This window comes from Terasakiella sp. 4MB5A, from assembly GCF_050058155.1.
In the GTDB taxonomy this organism is placed as follows: Bacteria; Pseudomonadota; Alphaproteobacteria; order Rhodospirillales; family Terasakiellaceae; genus Terasakiella; species Terasakiella halodenitrificans.
In genome coordinates this window covers 2,468,492-2,491,804 of sequence record NZ_CP188815.1, presented here as the reverse complement: position 1 = coordinate 2,491,804, position 23,313 = coordinate 2,468,492, and the positions used below count along the sequence as shown (strand labels likewise).

The following is a 23,313-nucleotide window of genomic DNA, read 5'->3' as shown; positions in this document are numbered from 1 at the left end:
ATGCGATCTGGTCTCATCGCGCAAAAATTGGGAATGACCCGCCTTTTTGCTGATAACGGTAACCATGTTCCCGTTACAGTGTTGAAAGTCGACACCCAAGTCGTTGCGCAGCGTACCGAAGACAAGGATGGCTACACGGCAGTGCAGCTCGGATTTGGTAGCGCCAAGGTCAAGAACGTGAGCAAGCCCATGCGCGGGCACTTCGCCGCTAATAAGGTGGAGCCGAAAGCCAAACTGGCTGAATTCCGCGTGGAGCCTGAAGGTCTTATCGAAGTGGGTGCAGAAATTTCTGCAGAACACTTTGTGGTTGGTCAGTACGTAGACGTTACTGGTACTTCCATCGGTAAAGGCTTTGCAGGGGGCATGAAACGTCACAACTTTGGCGGTCTTCGTGCTTCTCACGGTGTATCAATCTCTCACCGTTCACATGGTTCCACCGGTCAATGTCAGGACCCCGGCCGCGTCTTCAAAGGTAAGAAGATGGCAGGTCATATGGGTGCTGCGCGTGTGACTGTTCAGAATCTCGAAATCGTCGCCACTGATGGCGAGCGTGGTCTTATCATGGTTAAGGGCGGTTTGCCCGGTGCCAAGGGTGGTTACGTTCTGGTGAAAGACGCTGTCAAGCGTGTTGCGCCGGAAGGTTTGCCGTTCCCGGCAGCCATCAAGACTGCTGCTGTTGTGGATGCTCCGGCTGCTCAAGAAGCACCGGCTGCGGAAGCACCGGAAGCGACTGAGGAATAAGTGGCATGAAGTGCGACGTAATTAGTCTTGAAAATAAGAAAGTCGGCGATATTGAGCTGGACGACGCCATTTTTGGTGTTGAACCGCGCGCTGACATTCTTCACCGTGTAGTTAACTGGCAATTGGCACGTCGCCAAACCGGTACTCACAAAGTTAAAACCCGTGGTGAATTGGCAATCGTCAAAACCAAACCGTTCAAGCAAAAGGGTACCGGTAATGCTCGTCAGGGCTTTAAAGGTGCGACCCAAATGCGTGGCGGTGCGACCGTTCATGGTCCGGTTGTGCGCTCTTATGCACACGATCTGAACAAGAAAGTTCGTAAACTCGGCCTGAAATGTGCGCTGTCTGCGAAAGCAGCTGGTGGTGCGTTGGTTGTTATTGACGAAGCCAAGCTGGATGCCCCGAAAACAAAAGAAGCAGTTGCTAAGCTGAAAGCACTGGAGCTGACTTCTGCACTGTTTATCGATGCAACCGATGTTGACGCCAACTTCCAGAACGCGATTGCCAATATTCCCGGCATCAACGCTCTGCCAAGTCAAGGTGCCAACGTTTACGACATCCTTCGCGCTGACAAATTGGTTCTGACCAAAGGTGCAGTCGAAAAATTGGTGGAGCGCTTGTCATGACAAAATATCTAGCAAGCAAAGTAACCGTTTCTTCTGAGCGTAAGTTTGAATTGCTGCGTTCTCCGGTTATCACCGAAAAGGCGACATTGTTGTCAGAACACAATCAAGTCACTTTCCGTGTACCGATGGATGCGAACAAAATTGAAGTTCGCAAAGCTATCGAGGAAGTGTTTGGTGTGAAGGTTACGGCGGTTAATACCATTATTACTAAAGGTAAAACCAAACGTTTCCGTGGCCGCGTTGGTCGTCGTTCCGATGTCAAAAAAGCAATCGTTACACTCGCCGAAGGTGAGTCTATCGATGTGACGACGGGGGTCTAAACCATGGCTTTGAAAAAATTCAAACCGACGACTCCGGGCCAGCGTAATCTGGTTCTGGTTGATCGTTCCGATCTTTACAAAGGCAAGCCGGTCAAAGGTCTGACCGAAGGTCTGCGTAAGACCGGTGGTCGTAACAACACTGGTCGTATTACCTCTCGCCGTATTGGTGGTGGTCACAAGCGTCGTTATCGTTTTATCGATTTCAAACGCAATGCGAAATTTGATGTTGCGGCAACAGTTGAGCGTCTTGAGTACGATCCTAACCGTACGGCCTTTATCGCTCTTATTCGCTACGAAGACGGCGAATTGTCTTACATTCTCGCTCCGCAACGCCTGCAAGTTGGCGACACTGTTGTGTCTGGTCAGCGCGTTGACGTAAAACCGGGTAATGCAATGCCTTTGGCAAACATTCCGGTTGGTACTATTGTGCATAACGTCGAATTGAAGCCCGGTAAGGGTGGTCAGATTGCGCGTTCTGCTGGTACTTACGTTCAGCTCGTTGGTAAAGACCAAGGGTACGCTCAGCTTCGTCTCGGTTCTGGTGAAGTTCGCCTGGTCCGTGGTGAATGTCTGGCAACAATCGGCGCTGTTTCCAACCCGGATCAACAGAACGTGAAACTTGGTAAAGCTGGCCGTAATCGCTGGCTTGGCAAGCGTCCGTCTGTCCGTGGTGTGGCAATGAACCCTGTCGATCACCCGCATGGTGGTGGTGAAGGTCGCACCTCTGGTGGCCGTCATCCGGTTACACCTTGGGGTAAACCGACTAAGGGTAAACGCACTCGTAGCAACAAGAAGACGGACGCGCTGATTATGCGCAGCCGTCATAAGAAATAGGAGGCCGGCTCGTGGCTCGTTCCGTATGGAAAGGACCGTTTGTTGACGGCTACCTTCTTGGTAAAGCTGAGAAGGCACGTGAGTCCGGTCGCAATGATGTCATTAAGACATGGTCGCGTCGTTCCACTATTTTGCCGCAATTCGTAGGCCTGACTTTCGGTGTCTACAACGGTAACAAATTTATCCCGGTATTGGTGACAGAAGACATGATTGGTCATAAGTTCGGTGAGTTCTCTCCGACTCGTACCTATTATGGTCACGCTGCCGATAAGAAAGCCAAGAGGAAGTAAGTTATGGGTAAGAAAAAGACAGAGCGTCGCCTTGCCGATAACGAAGCAATGGCTCGCGCCAAAATGATCCGTGTCAGCCCGCAAAAGCTGAACCTGGTCTGTGCTTCTATCCGTGGCAAGAATGCTTCTGCAGCGGTTGCTGAATTGGCATTTTCCAAGCGCCGCATCGCGAAAGATGTGAAAGCGGTTCTGGAATCTGCTATTGCCAATGCAGAAAACAATCACCAGCTTGACGTTGACAACCTGTTTGTCGCAGAAGCTTCTGTAGGTCGCGCTATGGTTATGAAACGCTGGAAAGCACGTGCTCGTGGCCGTGTTGGAAAGATTTTGAAACCGTGGAGCAACATGCGCATCATTCTGCGTGAACGTGAGGAGACAGCATAATGGGTCAGAAGGTAAACCCGATTGGTCTGCGCCTCGGGATCAACCGTACATGGGAATCTCGTTGGTACGCCGGTAAAAGCGATTATGCTGACAAACTTCACCAGGATCTGGAACTGCGTGAGTTAATCAAGAAAGAACTCGCACAGGCAGGTGTTGCAAAGGTTGTCATCGAACGTCCGGCTAAACGTGCTCGTATTACAATTCACACGGCTCGTCCGGGTGTTGTTATCGGCAAAAAAGGCCAAGACATCGAGAAACTCCGTCAGCGCCTTTCTGTTATGACAGGTAATGACGTTCGTTTGAACATCGTGGAAATCCGTAAGCCGGAATTAGACGCACAACTGGTTGCTGACTCTATTGCTCAGCAATTGGAACGTCGTGTTTCATTCCGTCGTGCGATGAAGCGTTCCGTTCAATCTGCCATGCGTCTCGGCGCACTCGGTATTCGTATCAACTGCTCCGGCCGTTTGGGTGGTGCTGAGATCGCGCGTACTGAATGGTATCGTGAAGGCCGCGTTCCGCTGCACACACTGCGTGCAAACGTTGATTACGGGACTTCTACCGGTCACACCACTTATGGTGCGTGCGGTGTGAAGGTCTGGATCTTCAAAGGCGAGATCATGGAACACGATCCGATGGCTGTTGAAAACCTTACTGCAGACGCACCGACAAGTGCGCGCTAAGGAGAGAGGTTAGTCATGTTATTGCCAAAACGTACAAAGTTCCGCAAGCAGCATAAAGGCCGTATTAAAGGCAATGCTAAAGGTGGTTCTTCTTTGAACTTTGGAGCTTACGGCTTGAAAGCTTTAACTCCCGAGCGTGTAACGTCCCGTCAAATCGAAGCTGCGCGTCGTGCCATGACCCGTCACATGAAACGTGCCGGTCGTGTCTGGATCCGTATCTTCCCTGACGTGCCTGTTTCCAAAAAACCTGCTGAAGTCCGTATGGGTAAAGGTAAAGGTTCACCGGAATTCTGGGCTTGTAAGGTAAAGCCGGGCCGTATCATGTTTGAAATCGATGGTGTACCGCACGAAGTAGCACGCCGCGCCATGGAATTGGCGGCTGCTAAATTGCCGGTCCGCACGCGCTTCGTAACCCGCTTGGGTGAAGGAGAATAAATATGAAGGCTGCAGAAATCCGCTCCAAAAGTTCTGACGAACTGAAGGATGAACTGCTGAAATTGCGTAAGGAAGCGTTTAATCTTCGCTTCCAGCAAGCCAGCGGTCAATTGGAAAACACAGCTCGAGTCCGTCAAGTGCGTCGCGAAATTGCGCGTATCAAGACGGTCATCGGCGAAAAAGCCTAAGGAGAAAGTGATGCCCAAACGTATCCTCCAAGGCGTTGTTGTTAGCGACAAGCAAGACAAGACTGTTGTGGTGAAAGTAGAACGACGCTTCAAGCACCCGCTCTACAAAAAATTCATCAAGCGCTCTAAAAAGTATGCCGCGCACGACGAGAACAATCAGTTCAAACTTGGTCAATTGGTGAAAATCATTGAAACCAAGCCTATTTCCAAGAACAAGTCTTGGGAAGTTGTTACTGAGGAAGCCTAAGCCTTTAGGCTTCCTCAATTTCGTGACATAAAGAAAATCTTGATAAGTCTTGACTGTTGATGCCTAAACGATTAGGTATCCTCACCTCAAGACATCAAGATTATTCTTGTGTGACTCAAATGAGAGGAAGTCTAAGTGTTTTTAGGCTTCCTTAATTTCGTGACCAGGATCTAGAAAAAGGAATATTCTATGATTCAGATGCAAACCAACTTGGATGTAGCGGATAACTCCGGTGCACGCCGAGTGCAGTGCATCAAGGTTCTCGGTGGCTCCAAGCGCCGTTGGGCTTCTGTAGGCGACGTTATCGTCGTTTCTGTAAAAGAAGCCATTCCGCGCGGTCGTGTGAAAAAAGGTGACGTGCATCGCGCCGTTATCGTTCGCACAGCCAAGGACATCCGTCGCCCTGATGGCTCTGCAATCCGTTTCGATAAAAATGCTGCTGTTTTGATTAACAAAAACGGCGAGCCGATCGGAACGCGTATCTTTGGCCCGGTTACTCGCGAACTTCGCGCACGTAACTACATGAAAATCGTCTCCTTAGCTCCGGAGGTGCTTTAACATGGCAGCCAAGATTAAGAAGGGCGATAACGTCATCGTCCTGACCGGTAAAGACAAGGGCAAACAAGGCGAAGTCCTGAGTGTTCAACCTGATAATGCCAAAGCAGTTGTGCAAGGCATCAATCTGGTGAAACGCCACACGAAGCCGACCCAATTCCAAGCCGGTGGTATCGTTGAGAAAGAAGCAGCAATCGCACTTTCAAATATTGCAATCGTTGACCCGAAAGAAGGCAAAGCAACACGCGTTGGCTTCAAAATTCTGGAAGACGGCAAGAAAGTTCGTGTAGCTAAGCTTTCCGGCGAAGTCATTGATAGCTGAGGGATTGGATAGATGGCTCGTTTAAAAGAAGTATATAACACCACCATCCGTCAGGCGATGAAAGAAGAGTTCGGTTATGCAAGTGATATGCAGATCCCGAAACTTGAAAAAATCGTCATCAACATGGGTGTTGGTGAAGCTGCTCAAGATAAGAAGAAAATCGACGCAGCGGTAGCTGAACTGGAAGCAATTGCAGGTCAGAAAGCAGTTAAAACCATAGCGACTAAATCCATCGCCGGCTTCAAGCTGCGCGAAGGACAAGTGGTTGGTGCAAAAGTTACGCTCCGTCGTAACCATATGTACGAATTCATGGATCGCCTGGTTAATATCGCTTTACCGCGTGTTCGTGACTTCCGTGGCTTGAACGGCAAATCTTTCGATGGTCGTGGCAACTATGCCATGGGTATCAAAGAACAAATCGTGTTCCCGGAAATCGACTACGATCAAATCGACGCGATCCGTGGGATGGACATCGTAATCTGCACAACGGCGGATAATGACGACGAGGCTCGCGCTTTGTTGGCTAAATTCGACATGCCGTTCGCGAAGTAACGATAGAAGGATATTTAGTTATGGCTAAAGCAAGTGCTATCGAGAAAAATAAGCGTCGCGAACGTAAAGTGGCGAAATTTGCACAAAAACGCGCAGAGTTGAAATCAATCATTATGAACCGCGATCTGCCGGGCGAAGAGCGTATGGCTGCTCAGTTTAAACTGAATGCTATGCCGCGCGATGCGTCTCAAAGCCGCGTTCGTCTGCGTTGTGAAGTAACTGGCCGCCCGCGTGGCAACTACCGTAAGTTCAAGATGTGCCGGATTAAATTCCGTGATCTTGCTTCTAATGGTAGCCTGCCGGGCGTGGTGAAATCTAGCTGGTAAGGAGATACGATCATGTCTATGTCAGATCCCTTAGGGGATATGCTGACCCGTATCCGTAACGGTCAACAAGCGAACAAAAGCGCGGTCTCTGCACCGGCGTCTAAACTTCGCGCGAACGTTTTGGATGTTTTGAAACGGGAAGGTTACATTCGTGGTTTTGAAAAAGTTACCGGCACTGCTGGTTTCGACGAACTGCGTATCGAGCTGAAATACTATGATGGCAAACCTGTCATCTCTCAAATCAAGCGTGTATCTACACCGGGTCGCCGTGTGTATTCTGGCGTTAATGATTTGCCGAAAGTCTTCAACGGCTTGGGTATTTCTATTTTGACCACTCCGCGTGGCGTCATGTCAGATGCAGAAGCTCGTGAAGCCAATGTTGGCGGCGAGATCCTCTGCACCGTATTCTAAGGGAGCATACTATTATGTCACGTATTGGTAAGCACCCGGTAGAAGTCCCGTCCGGCGTTACCGTTACAATTAACGGTCAGGACGTTGTCGCCAAGGGTAAAAACGGTGAATTGACTTTCACTGTGATGGACGAAGTTGTTGTTTCTCAGGAAGAAGGCAAAGTTGTTGTCGCTCCGAAAAACGAAACTCGTCGCGCTCGTCAAATGTGGGCTACGGCTCGCACACGTATTAACAATCTGGTCATTGGTGTGAACGAAGGTTTCTCCAAGTCTTTGGAAATCACTGGCGTTGGTTATCGTGCCGCCGTCAAGGGTTCTAACTTGGAACTTCAACTGGGTTTCTCCCATGACGTAATCGTGCCGATTCCGTCTGACCTGCAGATTGCTTGCCCGTCTCAAACAGAGATCACGATCTCTGGTGCGGATAAACAAAAAGTTGGCCAAATTGCCGCTGAAATCCGCGCATTCCGTCCGCCGGAGCCTTACAAAGGCAAAGGTGTTCGCTACAAGGGTGAGTACATCCTTCGTAAGGAAGGGAAGAAGAAGTAATGTTGAGTACAAGACAACTTCAGGAACGTCGCAAAAGCCGCGTTCGTTTCCAAATCCGCAAGCGCGCCGCCGGTCGCCCGCGTTTGTCGATTTTCCGTTCCAGCAAGCACATCTATGCGCAAATTATCGACGATACACAGGGTGTAACGTTGGTTGCCGCATCTTCCATTGAGAAAGATCTCAAAGGTAGCTTGAAAACTGGTGCTGACAAAGACGCTGCCGCTAAGGTTGGTGCTTTGGTTGGTGAGCGCGCTGTCGCTGCCGGTATCAAGGATGTCGTCTTCGACCGTGGTGGCTACCGCTATCATGGGCGTGTGAAAGCTTTGGCTGACGCAGCTCGTGAAGCTGGTCTGTCGTTCTAAAGGAAGAATGAGATATGGCACGTAATCCTAAAGAAAACTCTCGCGGTAAAGGCCGTGGCAAAGAGAAGGTGCAGGAGCAAGACTCCGACCTGATCGATAAGCTCGTCGGCATTAACCGCGTCGCCAAGGTGGTCAAAGGTGGCCGTCGCTTCTCGTTTGCTGCTATGGTCGTTGTTGGTGACGGTCGTGGTCGTGTCGGTTTCGGCACGGGTAAAGCACGTGAAGTTCCGGAAGCCATCCGTAAGGCTACTGAACAAGCGAAACGTAACATGATTCGTATCCCGCTTCGCGAAGGTCGTACACTTCACCATGATGTGAAGGGTCACTTCGGCGCAGGTAAAGTTATCCTGCGTGCTGCACCGTCAGGTACTGGTATTATCGCCGGTGGTCCGATGCGTGCAGTGTTTGAAACAATGGGCGTACAAGACGTTGTTGCGAAGTCTATGGGTACTCAAAACCCGAACAACATGATTAAAGCGACTTTTGATGCGCTGCAGAATTCATTTTCTCCGCGTTCCATCGCTTCCAAGCGTGGTAAGAAAGTTGGTGAAATCGTGGCCCGTCGGGACTCTGGTGCGGCTGCTCAGGCTGCTGCAAAGGAGTAATGATACATGGCTAAGAAAAATACCGTTAAAGTGCAACAGGTCGGTAGCCCGATCGGTCGCAACAAAGATCAACGTGCTACGTTGGTTGGCCTTGGTTTGAACAAAATGAACCGTGTAGCGGAACTGGAAGATACTCCTTCTGTTCGCGGCATGATTTCTAAAGTTCAGCATCTCGTGAAAATCGTTGAGTAAGGTGTGATTTCACACCTTCCTCTTTTTCGATAGTTTACGAGAAACTTTAAAGGATTTGAAACATGAAACTCAATGAGCTTCGTGACAATGACGGCGCAACAAAGTCTCGCATGCGTGTGGGCCGAGGGATCGGTTCTGGCAAAGGTAAGACTTCTACGCGTGGTCAAAAAGGTCAAAAAGCCCGCAACACAGTTGCTGTGGGTTTTGAAGGCGGTCAAATGCCGCTGTATCGCCGTTTGCCTAAGCGCGGCTTTAACAACATCTTCCGTACGGAATTCGCTGTTGTTAACGTCGGTCGCATTCAAAAGGCGATTGATGCAGGTAAAATCAAAGACGGTGACACTGTCACTGTTGAAGTTCTAAAGGCCGCTGGTCTTGTGAACCGTGTGAAGGACGGCGTTCGTCTCCTGAACAAAGGTGAGATTACCTCAAAAGTAACGGTTGAAGTCAATAGCGCTTCTGCTGGTGCAATCGCTGCTGTCGAAAAGGCAGGCGGTTCCGTCAGTGTTGACGCTGCTGAGTAAAACCGACTTCGATTTTCGGACCAAGTAAGTAAGTCCAGGGGACCGTTATGGCATCTGCCGCAGAACAATTAGCCGCTAACATGAGCTTCGGTTCTATTGCGAAAGCAGAAGAACTGAAAAAACGTATCTGGTTCACGTTGGGGGCATTGATCGTTTATCGAATTGGCGCTTACATTCCTATTCCGGGTATCGATCCGGTTATTCTGCGTGATTTGTTCACGCAGAATGCCGGTGGCATTCTTGGGATGTTTGATATGTTCGCCGGTGGTGCGTTGGGTCGTATGACCATTTTCGCACTGAACATCATGCCTTATATCTCAGCTTCCATCATCATGCAGTTGGGCACGGCGGTTTCGCCAAGCTTGGAAGCAATGAAGAAGGAAGGCGAGTCAGGTCGCAAAAAGATTACGCAATATACCCGTTATCTAACGGTGTTAATTGCGTCCTTACAAGCATACGGGATTGCCGTGGGCCTGGAAGGGATGAATTCCTCTGCTGGTTCAGCGGTTATTGATCCGGGATATTTCTTCCGGGGCGCAACCGTTATCACGCTGGTTGGTGGTACCATCTTCTTGATGTGGCTTGGTGAGCAAATTACGGCTCGCGGGATTGGTAACGGCATTTCTTTGATCATCTTCGCAGGTATTGTGGCGAATTTACCAAGTGCTTTGGCGGGAACGCTGGAACTTGGCCGTACAGGTGCTTTATCCGTACTGTTCATCATTTTGCTGCTGGCGATGAGTGTTGGCGTGATCATGTTCATTGTGTTCATGGAACGCGGCCAACGCAAAGTCGTAATCCAATATCCTAAACGCCAACGTGGCAACAAGGTTTATGGGGGCGAGTCTTCCCATATGCCGCTAAAAATCAACACGGCTGGTGTTATTCCACCCATTTTTGCCAGTTCTTTACTGTTGCTGCCAACGACTGTTATTTCGATGACAGCTGGGCAGGGACCTGAATGGCTGCAAACCATTGCCGCATGGCTTGGTCGGGGGCAGCCGTTATATATCAGTCTGTATCTTGGGTTGATTGTTTTCTTTGCCTTTTTCTATACCTCGGTTGTTTTCAACCCGGTTGAAACAGCGGAAAACCTGCGCAAGAACGGTGGGTATGTACCGGGCATTCGTCCGGGTAAGAATACGGCGGAATATCTGGATAAGATCACAAGTCGTTTGACAGTTATCGGTGCGGCATATTTGTCTGCTGTCTGTCTACTGCCTGAAATTCTAATTGCAGAATGGCAAGTTCCTTTCTATTTTGGTGGAACAAGCTTGTTAATTGTTGTAACGGTTACAATGGATACGGTAGGGCAAGTGCATTCGCATCTTCTCGCCCACCAGTATGAAGGTCTGATTAAGAAGTCAAAACTCAGGGGGAAAAGAGGATGAAACTAATCCTGTTAGGTGCACCAGGTGCTGGTAAAGGTACTCAAGCGAAACGTCTCGAAGAAGCTTATGGCATTGTTCAACTCTCTACCGGCGATATGCTGCGTGCAGAAGTGGCCAGTGGCAGCGAAATCGGACAAGAATTGAAAGCTGTTATGGAAGCAGGCAATCTCGTTACTGACGAATTGATTATTTCCATGATTTCCAGCCGCGTCGAACAGGATGATTGTCAAAAAGGTTACATCCTTGATGGTTTCCCACGTACAACAGCGCAAGCCGAAGCTTTGGATGCCATGTTGGCTGAAAAAGGTCAAAAGCTTGATGAAGTCATCGAAATGGTTGTCGATGAGGACGCGCTTGTTGAACGTATCACCGGTCGTTATACCTGTGCCAAATGTGGTCAAGGATATCACGATAGTTTCCAGAAGCCTAAAGCTGAAGGTGTCTGTGATAAATGCGACGGGACAGAATTTACCCGTCGCGCCGATGATAATGAAGAAACCGTCCGTTCCCGTTTGGAATCTTATCGTGAACAAACAGCCCCGATTGCGTCTCACTATGGTGCAAAAGGGATGTTGAAGAAAGTCGATGGCATGGCTGACATCGATGAAGTTACCGCTCAGCTCAAGGCGATCTTGGGTTGATTTAATTGGAAAGGGGGCTTGACAGGAAGGATTTCCTTTCTATAATCCCGCCCCTCGGTTTCCGGTAAGTTTTTTACTTACCTTTAGTATTTTTTTGGTGTGAGGAGAACCGCTTTGGCGCGTATTGCAGGTGTAAACATCCCGACACAAAAACGTGTTGTGATTGCACTTACATATATTCACGGAATTGGCCCGGCGAAATCACAGGAGATCTGTGAGAAAGTAGGCATTCCGTTAGAGAAGCGTGTAAACGAATTAGCTGACGACGAAGTCGTTAAGATTCGTGAAACGATTGATGCAGACTACACGGTTGAAGGTGACCTTCGTCGTGAAGTTGCGATGAACATTAAACGTCTGTTGGACTTGAAAAGCTACCGCGGCTTGCGTCACCGGAAAGGTCTTCCGGTTCGTGGTCAACGTACCAAGTGTAACGCTCGCACCCGCAAAGGACCTGCGCGTCCTATCGCGGGTAAAAAGAAATAATTCAAGTAGGATAATTGAATTATGGCAAAAGCTAGTAGACAAAGTCCGCGTCGTCGTGAGCGTAAAAATATCGTTTCTGGTATTGCACACGTAAACGCAACGTTTAACAACACGATCATCACCATTGCCGATGCACAAGGTAATGCAATTTCTTGGTCTTCTGCTGGTGCACAAGGTTTTAAGGGCTCTCGTAAGTCCACACCTTACGCAGCACAGATGGCAGCCGAGGATGCTGGCAAAAAGGCGATGGAACACGGCATGAAGACCCTTGAAGTTCTGGTTAAAGGCCCGGGCTCTGGGCGTGAATCTGCACTGCGCGCTTTGAACGCAGTTGGTTTCACGATTACATCTATTAAAGATGTAACGCCGATTCCGCACAACGGTTGCCGTCCGCGCAAACGTCGTCGCGTATAATTCGCTTTTGAAAAGCGGGTTTTTCTCACAAATAACCGGTACCGGTTAAGGTATCGGTTATTTGCCGTGAACTCAGCTTTTTGGATTCGCGTATTTTTTTTTAATGCTTGTGTGAGGTCAGGGTTGTGATTCAAAAGAATTGGCAAGAACTCATTAAACCGTCCAAGCTTGAAGTGAAGTCTGGTGAAGATGATGGCCGTACGGCCGTTATCGTTGCTGAACCGCTTGAGCGTGGATTTGGTCTGACTCTTGGTAACGCTATTCGTCGTGTGTTGCTGTCGTCGCTGCAGGGTGCAGCTGTAACCGCAATTCAAATCGACGGCGTTTTGCACGAGTTTTCGTCTGTAGCGGGTGTCCGTGAAGACGTGACTGATATTGTTCTTAACGTTAAGAACATTGCTCTTCGCTGCGAAAGCGAAGGCGTGAAGAAAATGCATCTTCAGGCAACCGGTCCTGGTCCTGTGACCGCCGGTATGATCGAATGTCCGGCTGACATCTCTGTGATGGATCCGGATCTTGTGATTTGTCACCTTGATGCAGATGCCAAGCTGAATATCGAATTCACAGTTGATACGGGCAAAGGCTACGTTCCCGCTGTTCAAAACCGTCCGGAAGATTCTCCGATCGGTTTGATCCCTGTTGACGCAATCTTCTCTCCGGTGAAGAAAGTGTCTTACAAAGTGGATAACACGCGTGTAGGCCGTGTAACCGACTATGATAAACTGTCTTTGACAGTGACCACAGACGGTTCCGTAACACCGGAAGATGCTGTTGCTTTGGCAGGTCGTATCCTGCAAGATCAACTGCAACTCTTCATCAACTTCGAAGAGCCGGAAGTGGCTCTGCCGGAGAAGAAAGAAGACGATCTTCCGTTCAACAAGAATTTGTTGCGCAAAGTGGACGAACTGGAACTTTCTGTTCGTTCTGCCAACTGTCTCAAAAACGACAACATCATCTACATCGGCGATCTGGTTCAGAAAACCGAAGCAGAAATGTTGCGTACGCCGAACTTCGGTCGTAAGTCCCTCAACGAGATCAAAGAAGTTCTCGGTGGTATGGACTTGTCACTGGGGATGGACGTTGATGGCTGGCCGCCGGAAAATATCGAAGACCTGGCGAAGCGTCTCGAAGATCCGTTCTGATCTTTTAGATAACTGTCTGGTTATTTGGGGTCATGTTGGTCCCGGCTTTTCGTTCCCGCTCTTTTCTTGATTGATGGGAAAAGGGTGAGGCGAAAAGGTTTACTTATCGCTCTTGCCTTGCAAGACGAACTCTGATGAAGGAGATACCGCTATGCGTCACCGTATGTCTGGTCGCAAATTAAACCGTACTAAATCACACCGCCGCGCTTTGTTTGCGAACATGGCGGTTGCTCTGATCACTCACGAGCAAATCAAAACAACTGTTCCCAAAGCAAAAGATCTTCGTTCCATTGCGGACAAAATGATCACTTTGGGCAAACGTGGTGATTTGCACGCACGTCGTCAGGCGATGGCTACTCTGCGCGACGAAGCAGCTGTTAAGAAGCTGTTCGACGTTCTTGGCCCGCGTTACAAAGAACGTAACGGTGGTTATACACGTGTTCTTAAAGCCGGCTTCCGTTTTGGCGATGCCGCTCCGATGGCTTTCATCGAGCTGGTTGAGCGCGACGTAGAAGCAAAAGGCGCAGCCGATAAGGCACGTGTCGAAGCTGAACGCGAAGCAGAAGATGCTGCTGAAGACCTCGCTGTATAAGTGATCTTTTGCACCTTTAAAAAAGGCGGTTACCCTCGGGTAGCCGCCTTTTTTATATGGATTGGCGGATGAAAACCTTTTTACCGACTTTGGGTTTGGCCTTGCGCGTTCAAAGTGATAAGAACAAATCTAGGAAGAATTCCTGTTTTGAAGATCTCAAAAAAGGAAACTTAGTCAGCTCACTGGGGACATGGGGTCTTAATGTTTATCAGAATTTTCCTTATTGCGTTTTTAGTTGCAACATCTGCTCATGCCGAGATTAAAGAGGTTCCAACATCAAAAGCGCAAGTGCAATTGTCCTATGCCCCTTTGGTGAAAGCTGCAGCCCCGGCTGTTGTGAATGTTTATACCTCTAAAACAGTGCGGACACGAAATGTGTCCCCTTTGTTTAATGACCCGTTCTTTCGCCGTTTTTTCGGCGATGCGTTTCGTAATGCCCCCCAAGGCGGGCAACAAAAGAAAGTACAAAACTCGCTTGGGTCTGGTGTGATTGTTGAAGCCGGTGGCGTCATCATTACAAATCATCATGTCATTGAAGGCGCAGATGATATCAAAGTGGTGTTAAATGACCGACGTGAGTTTGAGGCAAAGGTTCTGGGTTCAGACGAACGTACCGATCTGGCTGTTTTAAAAGTGGATACAGAAGGGGCCATGTTGCCGACCTTACCCTTGGGTGAGGCCGATAGCCTGGAAGTCGGGGATATCGTTCTTGCCATTGGTAACCCGTTTGGGGTCGGACAAACCGTGACCAGCGGGATTGTTTCTGCCTTGGCACGTACTCATGTTGGCATTACCGATTATAGTTTTTTTATTCAGACAGACGCAGCGATCAACCCCGGTAATTCCGGTGGGGCGCTTGTGGATATGAATGGTAAGTTAGTGGGTGTGAACTCGGCGATTTATTCAAAAGGCGGCGGGTCAAATGGGATCGGTTTTGCCATCCCGGTCAGTATGGTGCGTTCTGTGATTTCAGGTGTAAGCAAAACGGGTAAAGTCGTGCGCCCGTGGCTAGGTGCCAGCGGGCAATCTTTGACGCAGGATTTAGCTTCAAGCTTCAAGCTTCCCCACCCGACAGGTGTTTTGATTGATACGATTTATCCCGGTGGTCCGGCAGAACGGGCAGGGTTGAAGCGCAGCGATGTGATCTTGTCTATTGATGGTTACGAGATTGATGATCCTCAGGCCTTGCGTTTTCGTCTGGCAACCCGTCCGTTGGGCAGTCAAACAACACTGGAAATTCTACGTCATGGCAAACGCGTGAACCTGAAGTTTGACATCTTGCCACCACCGGAAATACCCAAACGTGACGAAACCCGTATTGAAGGGCGTAATCCTTTTACCGGGGCGGTTGTCGTCAATATGTCACCGGCGTTAAATGATGAACTGGGTTGGAACACCATGAGCCGTGGTGTGGCAATCCTGAAATTGCGCAGGGGCAGTACATCCAATCGATTGGGTTTTCGCCCGGGTGACCAAATTGTCGGTTTGAACGGGCAGGACATCCAATCTGTTCAGGATCTTATGCGGGTGTTGGATAAGCTGGAAGGGCGTGAAGGTAACTGGCTGGTCGGTATTATCCGCAATGGAAAACGCCAAGAGTTGAGATTTCGCGGATGAGTTCTCTCTTCGATGATCAGGCGCCAAGACCGCTTGCTGACAGATTACGCCCCCAAACATTGGAAGATGTCATTGGGCAGGATCATCTTTTAAGCGAAGATGGCCCCTTTGGTCGTATGGTGCGTTCTGGCGGGCGTTTGACGTCTATGATCCTGTGGGGGCCGCCGGGGTGTGGGAAAACCACTGTGGCGCGCCTTCTGGCTGATAAGACAGATTTATATTTTGAACCGCTCTCTGCGATTTTTTCCGGCGTGGCAGATTTGAAAAAAGTATTCAAGGATGCCAAGTCCCGTCATCAAGCCGGGCAGGGTACTTTGTTGTTTATTGACGAGATCCATCGTTTTAACCGTGCGCAACAAGATGGCTTTTTACCTTTTGTCGAAGATGGAACGGTTGTTCTGGTCGGGGCAACAACGGAAAATCCTTCGTTTGAATTAAATGCGGCCCTGATGTCGCGCTGTCGGGTCATGGTGTTGAAACGCCTGTCGGACGAGGCATTGGAAGGCTTGCTTTGTCGTGCGGAAAGCGAACAAAAACGTAAGTTACCGTTAAATGAGGGCGCGCGCGCGTCCCTGCGTGCAATGGCCGATGGGGACGGACGCTATTTGTTGAATATGGTCGAAGCGGTGTTTGAACTGCCCGATGATCCTATTTTGGATACAGATGGGCTGTTGAAGGTCGTGCAAAAACGCATGCCGATTTATGACAAATCCCAAGAAGGCCATTATAATCTGATTTCAGCTTTTCAAAAATCCTTGCGCGGCAGTGATGCCGATGCGGCCCTTTATTGGTTTGCGCGCATGCTGGATGGTGGGGAAGACCCGAAATATATTGCCCGGCGTTTGTTGATTACCTCGGTTGAAGATGTTGGCACAGCAGACCCTAATGCCATGACTCAAGCCTTGCAGGCGTGGGAAAGTTACGAACGCTTGGGCAGTCCGCAAGGTGAATATGCCTTGGCACAGGCGGTTGTTTATGTGGCGACGGCACCGAAATCCAATGCGTCGTACACGGCTTATAAGGCGGCACGCGACATGGCACGCAAGACGGGGTCTATTATGCCACCCAAGCATATTTTAAATGCCCCAACCAAGATGATGAAAGATATCGGGTATGGCGATGGTTATCAGTATGACCACGACGCCGAAGGTGGCTTTTCCGGTCAGGACTTCTTCCCCGAAGAAACCGGGCGTATGGAATTCTATCACCCCAATGACCGTGGCTTTGAACGCGAACTCGCCAAGCGCCAAGCGTATTGGGCGAAACTACGGGCAGAGAAAAAGCGTTAAACCTCTTTTTTCATCAACTCTTTTAATTCTGCAATTTCGCTACGCAGGCTGACGATTTCGATTTTCAGGCTTTCTGTGTCTGCGTGCATGTTGGCTTCTATCTCGTGGGCTTCGGCCTGATGTTGGGATTGCATGGCATCAACGATGACACCGATAAATAGGTTGATAACAGCAAAGCTGGTCACAAGGATGAAAGGGACGAAGAAAATCCACGCAAGGGGATGTTGTTCCATAACCGGGCGGACAATCCCCATTGACCAGCTTTCCAATGTCATCACCTGAAACAGGGTGTACATGGACGCCCCGATCGTGCCGAACCATTCTGTAAATGTTTCGGCATAGAAATTGGTGGTGAGAACGGCGGAAACGTAGAAAATCAGGGTAATCAGACCGATGATGGAAAACATACCGGGAATTGCTGAAATGAGCGCCTGAATAACCGAGCGCATTTGCGGAACCATCGACATCAGACGCAAGACCCGAAGAATACGGAAAGAACGCAAGACGGCCAAGGGACCGGATGCCGGGATCAAGGCAATGGCGACGACCACAAAATCAAACAGGTTCCAGCCGTTTTTGAAAAACGACCAGCCGCGCCCATAAAGTTTTAGGCCGATCTCGATGACGAAAATGCCCAAGGCTGCTTTATCCATAAGATGCAGTAGCCCACCGAATTGCGCCATGATCGCATCGGAAGTTTCCAACCCCAATGTAATTGCATTCAGGATGATTACGCCTGTGATGAAGTACTGAATTTTTGTGCTTTCAACCCAGTTCAAAAGACGCAAACGTGTGGACATGTCGGCTTTTCCAGTCATGTTGATTTGATATAAGGCGTAAATTATCTGAAAAAATAAAATACGCAAGATGAACTGTAAGATAAAAAAAACGCCCCGTAAAAGAAATTACGGAGCGCTCAAGTTGGGGCGAAGTGATCAATAGGCGCGATCAGGAATCGTCCATTGATAATCGGTTAAAAGTTTACGCAACAAACAGGCTTTATCCGTGGTCAAATGTCCAAGCATGTCCGGGCATTCTTTGCTTTGATAGCCGCTTTTATATCCTGCGCGGATATGGCAGTTTTGGCAGTTGGTTGCGACCGGGTGGATAACCAGTTCGATATAAGGATTCATTGCAACCGGCATATTAAAGCCGGGTTTGGGCGTAATGTCGTATGATTCAACAAGATCGTAATGTCGCCACGGCCCCTTGGCTTTTAAATCCTTGGGTTTGTTTTGCGAATAAATGGTTTTATCTGGTTGGGGTGTCCACCAGACGGAATTTAATGACCAGCTTGGCACTTCTTTTGTGTTGATATGCATGGAAATTGTGACCAGATAATCGCCTTCTTCAAAGGGTTGGTTGTAGGCCCAATAGCTTGCTGCATTTAAAATGGCTTTATCGCCATCGTCAAAAGATTTCCAATCCGCTTTTGTGACCTGATGGTGATAAAAATCCTTGATGTCATGGACCTTGCTTGTCTTGGTGATCGGCAATTGGGGAATGCGGTCTTTATCCAACCCATCAAATGTCACACCATAAAGATATTGGGTCTGAACTTCCTGTCCTGCTTTTTTTCCTGTGGGATCAATGGCAATGGTTTCATTCCATAATTCATATCCGGCATATTTGGTGAAGTTGGGACCGTAGTCTTCTTTCCAGACCGGAAGAACACCCATTTGGCCTTTTTTGACCGGCCAGTACATATGTTTGGTAACAATATGTTTTTTGGGCGCATCCAGCAGATGAAATCCTTTGGCATTAAGGTCTATCAGGGTGGATTTGCGGTTTAGCTTATTTTGTGTGATCCAGTCTGCCGCCTCTTTGCTGAAAGCTTCGTTCGCGATCATAATATCGCCGTTGGACTGAAAATGTTTTCCGTCCATGATGGTACAGTTGCCGTTTGAATCCAGATATGTTGCTTTGGGATAAGCTTTGATAACGGCATCAGGAACGGGGTAGGCAGGTAAAGTCAAATCATCTTGGATAATGTTGCCTTTGTTCAAGGCCATCAGACCGTGGGATTTATTGGCGGGAGCGGTTTCTGTGCTTTGTGTTTTTCCAACCGGGCAAGGCTCATAGGTTGCATCGGGGTTTTTATAAATACCTGTTGCGTTGGGCCAGTTGTACCAAACGGGCCAGTTCATCCCCTTTGGTTCCTGCATGATCCCGGCCCATAAACGCCAGCCATGTTCGCGCAAAGGTGTGGTGTCCCCTTTTTCCATAGCATCGGACAGAACTTTACCGTCTTTCAGATAACCGTATCCGTCAGGAAAAGGGTGATATGTTGCGTCCGGTGATTTGGCACTAAGCCCGGAGACGGCAAGCCCAAGCAACGCTGCAGTGAGTGAAAAGACAATTTTATGTTTTTTGAGCATATTTAACCTACCAAAGAATGATTCTAAGATAGCTATGTTTACATAAAGTTGTTTTATGTTCAATAAATCTCTTTAAAGAAAGTGCGATATTATTCACTTTAATTTCTCTGGATTTGTCGTTAGAGTCTGCGCTATGTCGATATCTACAGTCATATATGTCGCTGCAGGCGGGGCCGTTGGGGCCGTGGGGCGTTTTCTGGTTGTTTCGCTGGTGGGCAGTTGGGCGCACGCAGCGGGCAGCAGTTTTCCGTTTGGCACAATAGTTGTTAATGTGCTGGGATCTTTCATTTTAGGGGCCTTGGTCGAGCTAAGCGCCCTTGTCTGGTCACCCAGCCCGGATGTACGTGCAATGATTGTTGTTGGCATGTTAGGTGCCTTTACAACTTTTTCCACTTTTTCGCTGGATGTGGTCACTTTGATGACACGTGGTGCATGGGGGCAGGTGGCGCTTTATATGGGGATATCTGTTGCATTGTCGATCGTTGCGCTCTATATGGGCATGCAAACGATGAAAGCCCTTATCGCTTAATTAAGTATTATCAAGATTGGATGAGTCCTATGTCCGGTGTGAAAAATATCACCGTTGCAACCGATGACGACGATATTCGTCTGGATCGTTGGTTTAAACGTCATTTCCCTGAACTGCCTTATGGTCGTTTGGAAAAGCTGTTGCGCAAAGGGCAAATCCGACTGGATGGAAAACGCGTAAAAGCTAATCAGCGTATTGAAAAAGGCCAAGTGGTTCGTGTTCCCCCGTTTGGCGATACCACAAGTTTAAAACCGGTTGAACCCAAGGCGCATATCCATTTGACGCAGGATGAAATTGATGAAGTTCGCTCTTGGGTGCTTTATCGCGATGAGGATGTCATCGTAATTAACAAACCGGCAGGGTTACCGACACAGGGCGGAACGGGTATTAAGCGCCACCTTGACGGATTGTTACACGCGTTGCAGTTTGATAAAAAGGATAAGCCGCGTTTGTGTCACCGTCTTGATAAGGATACATCAGGCGTTCTTGTACTCGCACGTAGTGCCACAGCGGCTGGTTTTTTAACCAAAGCATTTAAATCAAAAGATGCCCGCAAGCTTTATTGGGCTTTGACGGTCAAGGTGCCGAACCCACGTGAAGGTAAAGTTTTTCAACCGATTGCAAAACATCCTTCATGGCGCGGGGAACGTATGGTGATTGATGTGGATGAAGGTCAGGATGCTCGAACGCTTTATCGTACCATTGAAAGTACCGGTAATGTCGCGGCATGGGTGGCGATGGAACCTCGTACCGGGCGCACACACCAGTTGCGTGTTCATTGTGCTTATTTGAAAACGCCGATTCAAGGTGATGGTAGATATGGCGGTGAAGATGCCTATTTGACAGGAGAAGGTGTCAGCAAAAAAATGCATCTTCACGCCCGCCGGATACAAATCCCCTCACCGGATGGTGTTGGTGTTATTGATGTGTTTGCACCAATCCCGGACCACATGAAAGGATCGTGGGATTTCTTCGGGTTTGATGAAAATAATGAAGAGGCCGATGAACTTTTTGATCTGAGCAAAAAAGTCACGGCGACTTATAAACATCACGACTGATCATGCTGCTATAGGGTTTTTTCCTGAATAAAACCCGGGGCAACGGTTTCGTCGCAGGGCGTGACGATAACGTCATCGACTTTTGCCGCAGGTGGTCCCTTGCGGCATAGGTCGATCAATTTTGTCAGGCTGTTTTCTTCACCGTGAATAAGGGCCTCAACTGAACCATCCAAACGGTTTCGAACCCAACCATCCACATGCAAGGTCAGTGCAGTTTCACGTGTCCATGCGCGATACCAGACGCCTTGAACGCGTCCTGTAATTTTAAGATGATATGTCTTTTTCATAAAAAAACCTCGGGTCCGACAATTTTATCCGGACCCGAGTGTAGCATACTGTCAGGCTGCTTTAGAAGCCTTGGACTTGAGGAATGAGGCAAACGCTTTATCGGTAGAACCAACATGTTTTTGCCAAAGGGACGCCAGAATACCGATCAGTTCGATGGATGCATGTTTGTTAGGAGCTTTCATATACAGGTTAAAGGAGGTATCCAGACGTTCCATGAACTGTTTATGTTCAGCAGCGTGCGCTTCTAAGTCCGGATAACCTGTTTTTTGCATGATCGCTTCTTCGTCTGCAAAATGATGCTTGGTGTAGTCTTGCATCTTGTGGAACGTGTCTTCGATTGTGTGTTCGTCATCATCGTTTTTGATTTCGGTATAAAGTTCGTTAATCAATTCCAACAGGAAACGGTGATCTTCGTCGACTTTTTCATTTCCGCAGGACAGATCGTCACTCCAGCTAAACAGGGTTTGTGCATCCTGTTCATCCACTTTGATCTGTTTGAGAAAACGAGAGACCAGTTCGCGTAATGATGTGGACTCTTTTGCCAATTTTTCAGAAACATCCATCAGGCTATTTGCTGCTTCGTTAGCACTTTCCGCAGATTTTTGAACCTCGACAATGGAAGCAGAGACTTCACGTGTGCCGTTGGAGGCTTGATCCACATTTTGTGCAATTTCACGTGTGGCGGCACTTTGTTGTTCTACGGCACTGGCGATCGTTGCCGAAATCTCGTTCATGTCTTCAATTACACGGGAAACGGAACCGATTGCGCTGACAGAACGCGAGGTAGAGTTTTGTATTTCTGTAATACGTGCGGTGATCTCGTCGGTTGCTTGTGTTGTCTGGTTTGCCAGATTTTTAACTTCTGAGGCAACAACGGCGAACCCTTTACCAGCCTCCCCCGCACGTGCGGCTTCGATGGTGGCATTCAGGGCCAGCAGGTTGGTTTGTTCGGCAATGGTTGTAATCAGTTTAACGATCTCGCCAATATTGGAAACATCTTCTTCCAGTTCGCGGATATGACGCGAGGTTTCTTCCGATTCACTTACCGCCCGCGAGGTCACTTCTGAAGCTTGCGTGACCTGGCGATCAATTTCTGAAATAGAACTGGATAATTCTTCGGCGGCAGCTGCAACGGTTTGAACATTGGATGTGGCTTCTTCAGATGCGCTGGCAACGGTGGTTGCTTGTGCTTTGGTTTGATCTGATTCTGCCGTTACTTTATGAGAAGCTTGGCGAACGGCCTGATCTGAACTGTTGAGACTGTCCAGCACGTTAATCATGGTCATTTCGAATTCACGAATATAACTGTTGATCAATTGACGTTGTTGTTCTTTGATTTCTTCGTCTTGTTGCTTGGCGAGGTGTAGTTCTTCGTTCTTGATCATATTGTCTTTGAAAACCTGAACAGCTTCTGCCATATGACCGATTTCATCACCACGATTTGTGCCGCCAATTTTTGTATCAAGAAGACCAGAGGCCAAGGATGTCATGCTGCGGGTCATCTCGTTGAGTGGACGTGCAATATCTCGTGCAACAAGGTAAGAAACGCCCAAAGCAAGCGCGACCATGGCAAGGGAGATGCTACCTAAGAGAAAAACAGCGTTAAAAAAGGCTGTATCCACATCATCCATATAAATCCCGGTGCCGACAACCCAGTTCCACGGAGCGTAACCTTTGACAAAAGACAGTTTGGCAATGGCCTTGTCATGCCCGGCTTTGGGCCAATGGTAATTGACGAAACCTTCACCGTTTTTGCCTGTTTCAGCAATAAGTTGGAAAAGAGGGACCCCGTTTGGATCTTTTGCATCACTCATATTTTTGCCATTGAGGGATGGTTTTATTGGATGCATTACAATGGCGGCATCAAAATCTGTGATGAAAATATATTCCTGTCCGTCGTAGCGCATAGCTTCAAGGGTTGCCTTAGCTGCTTTTTGAGCCTCTTGCTGTGTGATGGTACCTTGTTCAACTTTTTTGGCATAATCAAGGACAATGCTATAGGCGCTTTCTACAATATGACGGGTCTTGATTTGACGGTCTTCGACCATTGTTGATCGAAATTCATACAGGCTCATGGCTGTTAAGCCAGCAAGGCCTGTAAATGTGATGAGTGAAAGAAACAACAGTTTCTTTGATATCGATATATTTTGTAAAAACATCTAATTTCCCCTGACTTGCACGTGGTTTGGATAATAGCCATGCAACTCATAAGCTCAATTGAGCAAAAGAAGTACTTTATGGGCAAAATACTACTTCAAATGTGTAGAACGTAGTCATTCGTTCTAATAAATGGGATTGGGAAATTAGAAATACAACGAAAAAAAGCAAAGATGCATGCATCTTCGC

General features: G+C 48.4%; 34 protein-coding genes. 30 read left to right on the top strand and 4 right to left on the bottom strand.

Features of this window, described 5'->3' with window-relative positions:
* The 28 genes from rplC (at nucleotide 1) to ACI0FF_RS11490 (ending at nucleotide 16,714) form a co-directional block, all read left to right on the top strand.
* Entirely contained in the window at nucleotides 1-741 is a 741-nt protein-coding gene (rplC, locus tag ACI0FF_RS11625; RefSeq protein ID WP_419796999.1) for a 50S ribosomal protein L3, read from the top strand.
* A gap of 5 nt (nucleotides 742-746) precedes the next feature.
* Nucleotides 747-1,367, top strand: coding sequence for a 50S ribosomal protein L4 (rplD, locus tag ACI0FF_RS11620; protein WP_419796998.1), 621 nt, complete (start codon nucleotides 747-749; stop codon nucleotides 1,365-1,367).
* Nucleotides 1,364-1,687, top strand: coding sequence for a 50S ribosomal protein L23 (locus tag ACI0FF_RS11615; RefSeq protein ID WP_188666744.1), 324 nt, complete (start codon nucleotides 1,364-1,366; stop codon nucleotides 1,685-1,687). The genes rplD and ACI0FF_RS11615 overlap by 4 nt, the downstream gene beginning before the upstream one ends.
* A gap of 3 nt (nucleotides 1,688-1,690) precedes the next feature.
* Nucleotides 1,691-2,521: a 50S ribosomal protein L2 gene (gene rplB, locus ACI0FF_RS11610; RefSeq protein ID WP_419796997.1), complete on the top strand. Its 831-nt coding sequence runs from the start codon at nucleotides 1,691-1,693 to the stop codon at nucleotides 2,519-2,521.
* Between the two features lie 11 nt (nucleotides 2,522-2,532).
* On the top strand, nucleotides 2,533-2,811 hold the full coding sequence (gene rpsS / locus ACI0FF_RS11605) for a 30S ribosomal protein S19 (protein ID WP_188666749.1): 279 nt from the start codon (nucleotides 2,533-2,535) through the stop codon (nucleotides 2,809-2,811).
* 3 nt (nucleotides 2,812-2,814) lie between these two features.
* Complete coding sequence (rplV, locus tag ACI0FF_RS11600) at nucleotides 2,815-3,195, top strand: 50S ribosomal protein L22 (RefSeq protein WP_188666751.1); 381 nt, start codon at nucleotides 2,815-2,817, stop codon at nucleotides 3,193-3,195.
* Complete coding sequence (gene rpsC / locus ACI0FF_RS11595; protein ID WP_188666753.1) at nucleotides 3,195-3,878, top strand: 30S ribosomal protein S3; 684 nt, start codon at nucleotides 3,195-3,197, stop codon at nucleotides 3,876-3,878. Before rplV ends, rpsC begins: the two co-directional genes overlap by 1 nt.
* A 15-nt stretch (nucleotides 3,879-3,893) precedes the next feature.
* A complete protein-coding gene (gene rplP / locus ACI0FF_RS11590) occupies nucleotides 3,894-4,313 on the top strand; it encodes a 50S ribosomal protein L16 (RefSeq protein ID WP_188666755.1) in 420 nt (139 codons plus the stop codon).
* Nucleotides 4,314-4,315: 2 nt separating this feature from the next.
* A complete protein-coding gene (rpmC, locus tag ACI0FF_RS11585) occupies nucleotides 4,316-4,501 on the top strand; it encodes a 50S ribosomal protein L29 (protein ID WP_188666757.1) in 186 nt (61 codons plus the stop codon).
* Between the two features lie 10 nt (nucleotides 4,502-4,511).
* On the top strand, nucleotides 4,512-4,748 hold the full coding sequence (gene rpsQ, locus ACI0FF_RS11580; RefSeq protein ID WP_188666758.1) for a 30S ribosomal protein S17: 237 nt from the start codon (nucleotides 4,512-4,514) through the stop codon (nucleotides 4,746-4,748).
* A gap of 189 nt (nucleotides 4,749-4,937) precedes the next feature.
* Nucleotides 4,938-5,306, top strand: a complete 369-nt coding sequence (gene rplN / locus ACI0FF_RS11575; RefSeq protein WP_188666759.1) for a 50S ribosomal protein L14 — start codon at nucleotides 4,938-4,940, stop codon at nucleotides 5,304-5,306.
* A 1-nt stretch (nucleotide 5,307) separates the two neighbouring features.
* Nucleotides 5,308-5,625: a 50S ribosomal protein L24 gene (rplX, locus tag ACI0FF_RS11570; protein ID WP_417820609.1), complete on the top strand. Its 318-nt coding sequence runs from the start codon at nucleotides 5,308-5,310 to the stop codon at nucleotides 5,623-5,625.
* 12 nt (nucleotides 5,626-5,637) lie between these two features.
* Nucleotides 5,638-6,177, top strand: coding sequence for a 50S ribosomal protein L5 (rplE, locus tag ACI0FF_RS11565; protein ID WP_419796996.1), 540 nt, complete (start codon nucleotides 5,638-5,640; stop codon nucleotides 6,175-6,177).
* A 20-nt stretch (nucleotides 6,178-6,197) separates the two neighbouring features.
* Entirely contained in the window at nucleotides 6,198-6,503 is a 306-nt protein-coding gene (gene rpsN / locus ACI0FF_RS11560) for a 30S ribosomal protein S14 (protein WP_419796995.1), read from the top strand.
* A gap of 12 nt (nucleotides 6,504-6,515) precedes the next feature.
* Nucleotides 6,516-6,914 (top strand): 30S ribosomal protein S8, encoded by a 399-nt coding sequence (rpsH, locus tag ACI0FF_RS11555; RefSeq protein WP_419796994.1) that lies wholly within the window; start codon nucleotides 6,516-6,518, stop codon nucleotides 6,912-6,914.
* A 14-nt stretch (nucleotides 6,915-6,928) separates the two neighbouring features.
* Nucleotides 6,929-7,462 carry a 50S ribosomal protein L6 gene (gene rplF, locus ACI0FF_RS11550; protein WP_188666767.1) on the top strand — a complete coding sequence of 178 codons (534 nt, stop codon included), beginning with the start codon at nucleotides 6,929-6,931 and terminating at the stop codon, nucleotides 7,460-7,462.
* Nucleotides 7,462-7,824, top strand: a complete 363-nt coding sequence (gene rplR / locus ACI0FF_RS11545) for a 50S ribosomal protein L18 (RefSeq protein WP_188666769.1) — start codon at nucleotides 7,462-7,464, stop codon at nucleotides 7,822-7,824. Before rplF ends, rplR begins: the two co-directional genes overlap by 1 nt.
* A gap of 14 nt (nucleotides 7,825-7,838) precedes the next feature.
* Nucleotides 7,839-8,429, top strand: coding sequence for a 30S ribosomal protein S5 (gene rpsE, locus ACI0FF_RS11540; protein ID WP_188666771.1), 591 nt, complete (start codon nucleotides 7,839-7,841; stop codon nucleotides 8,427-8,429).
* Between the two features lie 6 nt (nucleotides 8,430-8,435).
* On the top strand, nucleotides 8,436-8,621 hold the full coding sequence (gene rpmD, locus ACI0FF_RS11535) for a 50S ribosomal protein L30 (protein WP_419796993.1): 186 nt from the start codon (nucleotides 8,436-8,438) through the stop codon (nucleotides 8,619-8,621).
* Nucleotides 8,622-8,683: 62 nt separating this feature from the next.
* Nucleotides 8,684-9,145 carry a 50S ribosomal protein L15 gene (rplO, locus tag ACI0FF_RS11530; protein WP_188666776.1) on the top strand — a complete coding sequence of 154 codons (462 nt, stop codon included), beginning with the start codon at nucleotides 8,684-8,686 and terminating at the stop codon, nucleotides 9,143-9,145.
* Nucleotides 9,146-9,192: 47 nt separating this feature from the next.
* The gene (gene secY / locus ACI0FF_RS11525) at nucleotides 9,193-10,536 is read left to right on the top strand and encodes a preprotein translocase subunit SecY (RefSeq protein WP_419796992.1); all 1,344 of its coding nucleotides are present in this window, start codon (nucleotides 9,193-9,195) and stop codon (nucleotides 10,534-10,536) included.
* The gene (locus tag ACI0FF_RS11520; protein ID WP_417820617.1) at nucleotides 10,533-11,177 is read left to right on the top strand and encodes an adenylate kinase; all 645 of its coding nucleotides are present in this window, start codon (nucleotides 10,533-10,535) and stop codon (nucleotides 11,175-11,177) included. Before secY ends, ACI0FF_RS11520 begins: the two co-directional genes overlap by 4 nt.
* Before the next feature lie 114 nt (nucleotides 11,178-11,291).
* Nucleotides 11,292-11,660: a 30S ribosomal protein S13 gene (gene rpsM / locus ACI0FF_RS11515; protein WP_188666783.1), complete on the top strand. Its 369-nt coding sequence runs from the start codon at nucleotides 11,292-11,294 to the stop codon at nucleotides 11,658-11,660.
* Between the two features lie 21 nt (nucleotides 11,661-11,681).
* Entirely contained in the window at nucleotides 11,682-12,074 is a 393-nt protein-coding gene (gene rpsK, locus ACI0FF_RS11510) for a 30S ribosomal protein S11 (protein ID WP_188666785.1), read from the top strand.
* A gap of 125 nt (nucleotides 12,075-12,199) precedes the next feature.
* Nucleotides 12,200-13,216: a DNA-directed RNA polymerase subunit alpha gene (locus ACI0FF_RS11505; RefSeq protein ID WP_188666787.1), complete on the top strand. Its 1,017-nt coding sequence runs from the start codon at nucleotides 12,200-12,202 to the stop codon at nucleotides 13,214-13,216.
* Nucleotides 13,217-13,367: 151 nt separating this feature from the next.
* Nucleotides 13,368-13,808: a 50S ribosomal protein L17 gene (gene rplQ / locus ACI0FF_RS11500; protein WP_419796991.1), complete on the top strand. Its 441-nt coding sequence runs from the start codon at nucleotides 13,368-13,370 to the stop codon at nucleotides 13,806-13,808.
* 201 nt (nucleotides 13,809-14,009) lie between these two features.
* Nucleotides 14,010-15,425 carry a DegQ family serine endoprotease gene (locus ACI0FF_RS11495; protein ID WP_419796990.1) on the top strand — a complete coding sequence of 472 codons (1,416 nt, stop codon included), beginning with the start codon at nucleotides 14,010-14,012 and terminating at the stop codon, nucleotides 15,423-15,425.
* Nucleotides 15,422-16,714: a replication-associated recombination protein A gene (locus ACI0FF_RS11490; protein WP_419796989.1), complete on the top strand. Its 1,293-nt coding sequence runs from the start codon at nucleotides 15,422-15,424 to the stop codon at nucleotides 16,712-16,714. The genes ACI0FF_RS11495 and ACI0FF_RS11490 overlap by 4 nt, the downstream gene beginning before the upstream one ends.
* Here ACI0FF_RS11490 and ACI0FF_RS11485 read toward each other — a convergent pair.
* Both ACI0FF_RS11485 and ACI0FF_RS11480 read right to left on the bottom strand, forming a co-directional pair.
* Nucleotides 16,711-17,514: an ion transporter gene (locus ACI0FF_RS11485; RefSeq protein ID WP_419796988.1), complete on the bottom strand. Its 804-nt coding sequence runs from the start codon at nucleotides 17,512-17,514 to the stop codon at nucleotides 16,711-16,713. The genes ACI0FF_RS11490 and ACI0FF_RS11485 overlap by 4 nt on opposite strands.
* Nucleotides 17,515-17,649: 135 nt before the next feature.
* Nucleotides 17,650-19,092 (bottom strand): hypothetical protein, encoded by a 1,443-nt coding sequence (locus tag ACI0FF_RS11480; protein ID WP_419796987.1) that lies wholly within the window; start codon nucleotides 19,090-19,092, stop codon nucleotides 17,650-17,652.
* A 133-nt stretch (nucleotides 19,093-19,225) separates the two neighbouring features.
* Here ACI0FF_RS11480 and crcB point away from each other — a divergent pair, with 133 nt between their 5' ends.
* Entirely contained in the window at nucleotides 19,226-19,621 is a 396-nt protein-coding gene (gene crcB / locus ACI0FF_RS11475) for a fluoride efflux transporter CrcB (RefSeq protein ID WP_419796986.1), read from the top strand.
* Between the two features lie 29 nt (nucleotides 19,622-19,650).
* Entirely contained in the window at nucleotides 19,651-20,679 is a 1,029-nt protein-coding gene (locus tag ACI0FF_RS11470) for an RluA family pseudouridine synthase (protein ID WP_419796985.1), read from the top strand.
* An 8-nt stretch (nucleotides 20,680-20,687) separates the two neighbouring features.
* Here ACI0FF_RS11470 and ACI0FF_RS11465 read toward each other — a convergent pair whose 3' ends face one another.
* Nucleotides 20,688-20,966: an acylphosphatase gene (locus ACI0FF_RS11465; RefSeq protein ID WP_419796984.1), complete on the bottom strand. Its 279-nt coding sequence runs from the start codon at nucleotides 20,964-20,966 to the stop codon at nucleotides 20,688-20,690.
* Nucleotides 20,967-21,017: 51 nt separating this feature from the next.
* Complete coding sequence (locus tag ACI0FF_RS11460) at nucleotides 21,018-23,126, bottom strand: bacteriohemerythrin (protein ID WP_419796983.1); 2,109 nt, start codon at nucleotides 23,124-23,126, stop codon at nucleotides 21,018-21,020.
* Between the last annotated feature and the right edge of the window lie 187 nt (nucleotides 23,127-23,313).

Coding starts and splice junctions, on each gene's coding strand:
- rplC (WP_419796999.1), top strand. CDS start 1: ATGCGATCTGGTCTCATCGCGCAAAAATTGGGAATGACCCGCCTTTTT.
- rplD (WP_419796998.1), top strand. CDS start 747: ATGAAGTGCGACGTAATTAGTCTTGAAAATAAGAAAGTCGGCGATATT.
- ACI0FF_RS11615 (WP_188666744.1), top strand. CDS start 1,364: ATGACAAAATATCTAGCAAGCAAAGTAACCGTTTCTTCTGAGCGTAAG.
- rplB (WP_419796997.1), top strand. CDS start 1,691: ATGGCTTTGAAAAAATTCAAACCGACGACTCCGGGCCAGCGTAATCTG.
- rplV (WP_188666751.1), top strand. CDS start 2,815: ATGGGTAAGAAAAAGACAGAGCGTCGCCTTGCCGATAACGAAGCAATG.
- rpsC (WP_188666753.1), top strand. CDS start 3,195: ATGGGTCAGAAGGTAAACCCGATTGGTCTGCGCCTCGGGATCAACCGT.
- rplP (WP_188666755.1), top strand. CDS start 3,894: ATGTTATTGCCAAAACGTACAAAGTTCCGCAAGCAGCATAAAGGCCGT.
- rpmC (WP_188666757.1), top strand. CDS start 4,316: ATGAAGGCTGCAGAAATCCGCTCCAAAAGTTCTGACGAACTGAAGGAT.
- rpsQ (WP_188666758.1), top strand. CDS start 4,512: ATGCCCAAACGTATCCTCCAAGGCGTTGTTGTTAGCGACAAGCAAGAC.
- rplN (WP_188666759.1), top strand. CDS start 4,938: ATGATTCAGATGCAAACCAACTTGGATGTAGCGGATAACTCCGGTGCA.
- rplX (WP_417820609.1), top strand. CDS start 5,308: ATGGCAGCCAAGATTAAGAAGGGCGATAACGTCATCGTCCTGACCGGT.
- rplE (WP_419796996.1), top strand. CDS start 5,638: ATGGCTCGTTTAAAAGAAGTATATAACACCACCATCCGTCAGGCGATG.
- rpsN (WP_419796995.1), top strand. CDS start 6,198: ATGGCTAAAGCAAGTGCTATCGAGAAAAATAAGCGTCGCGAACGTAAA.
- rpsH (WP_419796994.1), top strand. CDS start 6,516: ATGTCTATGTCAGATCCCTTAGGGGATATGCTGACCCGTATCCGTAAC.
- rplF (WP_188666767.1), top strand. CDS start 6,929: ATGTCACGTATTGGTAAGCACCCGGTAGAAGTCCCGTCCGGCGTTACC.
- rplR (WP_188666769.1), top strand. CDS start 7,462: ATGTTGAGTACAAGACAACTTCAGGAACGTCGCAAAAGCCGCGTTCGT.
- rpsE (WP_188666771.1), top strand. CDS start 7,839: ATGGCACGTAATCCTAAAGAAAACTCTCGCGGTAAAGGCCGTGGCAAA.
- rpmD (WP_419796993.1), top strand. CDS start 8,436: ATGGCTAAGAAAAATACCGTTAAAGTGCAACAGGTCGGTAGCCCGATC.
- rplO (WP_188666776.1), top strand. CDS start 8,684: ATGAAACTCAATGAGCTTCGTGACAATGACGGCGCAACAAAGTCTCGC.
- secY (WP_419796992.1), top strand. CDS start 9,193: ATGGCATCTGCCGCAGAACAATTAGCCGCTAACATGAGCTTCGGTTCT.
- ACI0FF_RS11520 (WP_417820617.1), top strand. CDS start 10,533: ATGAAACTAATCCTGTTAGGTGCACCAGGTGCTGGTAAAGGTACTCAA.
- rpsK (WP_188666785.1), top strand. CDS start 11,682: ATGGCAAAAGCTAGTAGACAAAGTCCGCGTCGTCGTGAGCGTAAAAAT.
- rplQ (WP_419796991.1), top strand. CDS start 13,368: ATGCGTCACCGTATGTCTGGTCGCAAATTAAACCGTACTAAATCACAC.
- ACI0FF_RS11495 (WP_419796990.1), top strand. CDS start 14,010: ATGTTTATCAGAATTTTCCTTATTGCGTTTTTAGTTGCAACATCTGCT.
- ACI0FF_RS11490 (WP_419796989.1), top strand. CDS start 15,422: ATGAGTTCTCTCTTCGATGATCAGGCGCCAAGACCGCTTGCTGACAGA.
- ACI0FF_RS11485 (WP_419796988.1), bottom strand. CDS start 17,514: ATGTCCACACGTTTGCGTCTTTTGAACTGGGTTGAAAGCACAAAAATT.
- ACI0FF_RS11480 (WP_419796987.1), bottom strand. CDS start 19,092: ATGCTCAAAAAACATAAAATTGTCTTTTCACTCACTGCAGCGTTGCTT.
- crcB (WP_419796986.1), top strand. CDS start 19,226: ATGTCGATATCTACAGTCATATATGTCGCTGCAGGCGGGGCCGTTGGG.
- ACI0FF_RS11470 (WP_419796985.1), top strand. CDS start 19,651: ATGTCCGGTGTGAAAAATATCACCGTTGCAACCGATGACGACGATATT.
- ACI0FF_RS11465 (WP_419796984.1), bottom strand. CDS start 20,966: ATGAAAAAGACATATCATCTTAAAATTACAGGACGCGTTCAAGGCGTC.
- ACI0FF_RS11460 (WP_419796983.1), bottom strand. CDS start 23,126: ATGTTTTTACAAAATATATCGATATCAAAGAAACTGTTGTTTCTTTCA.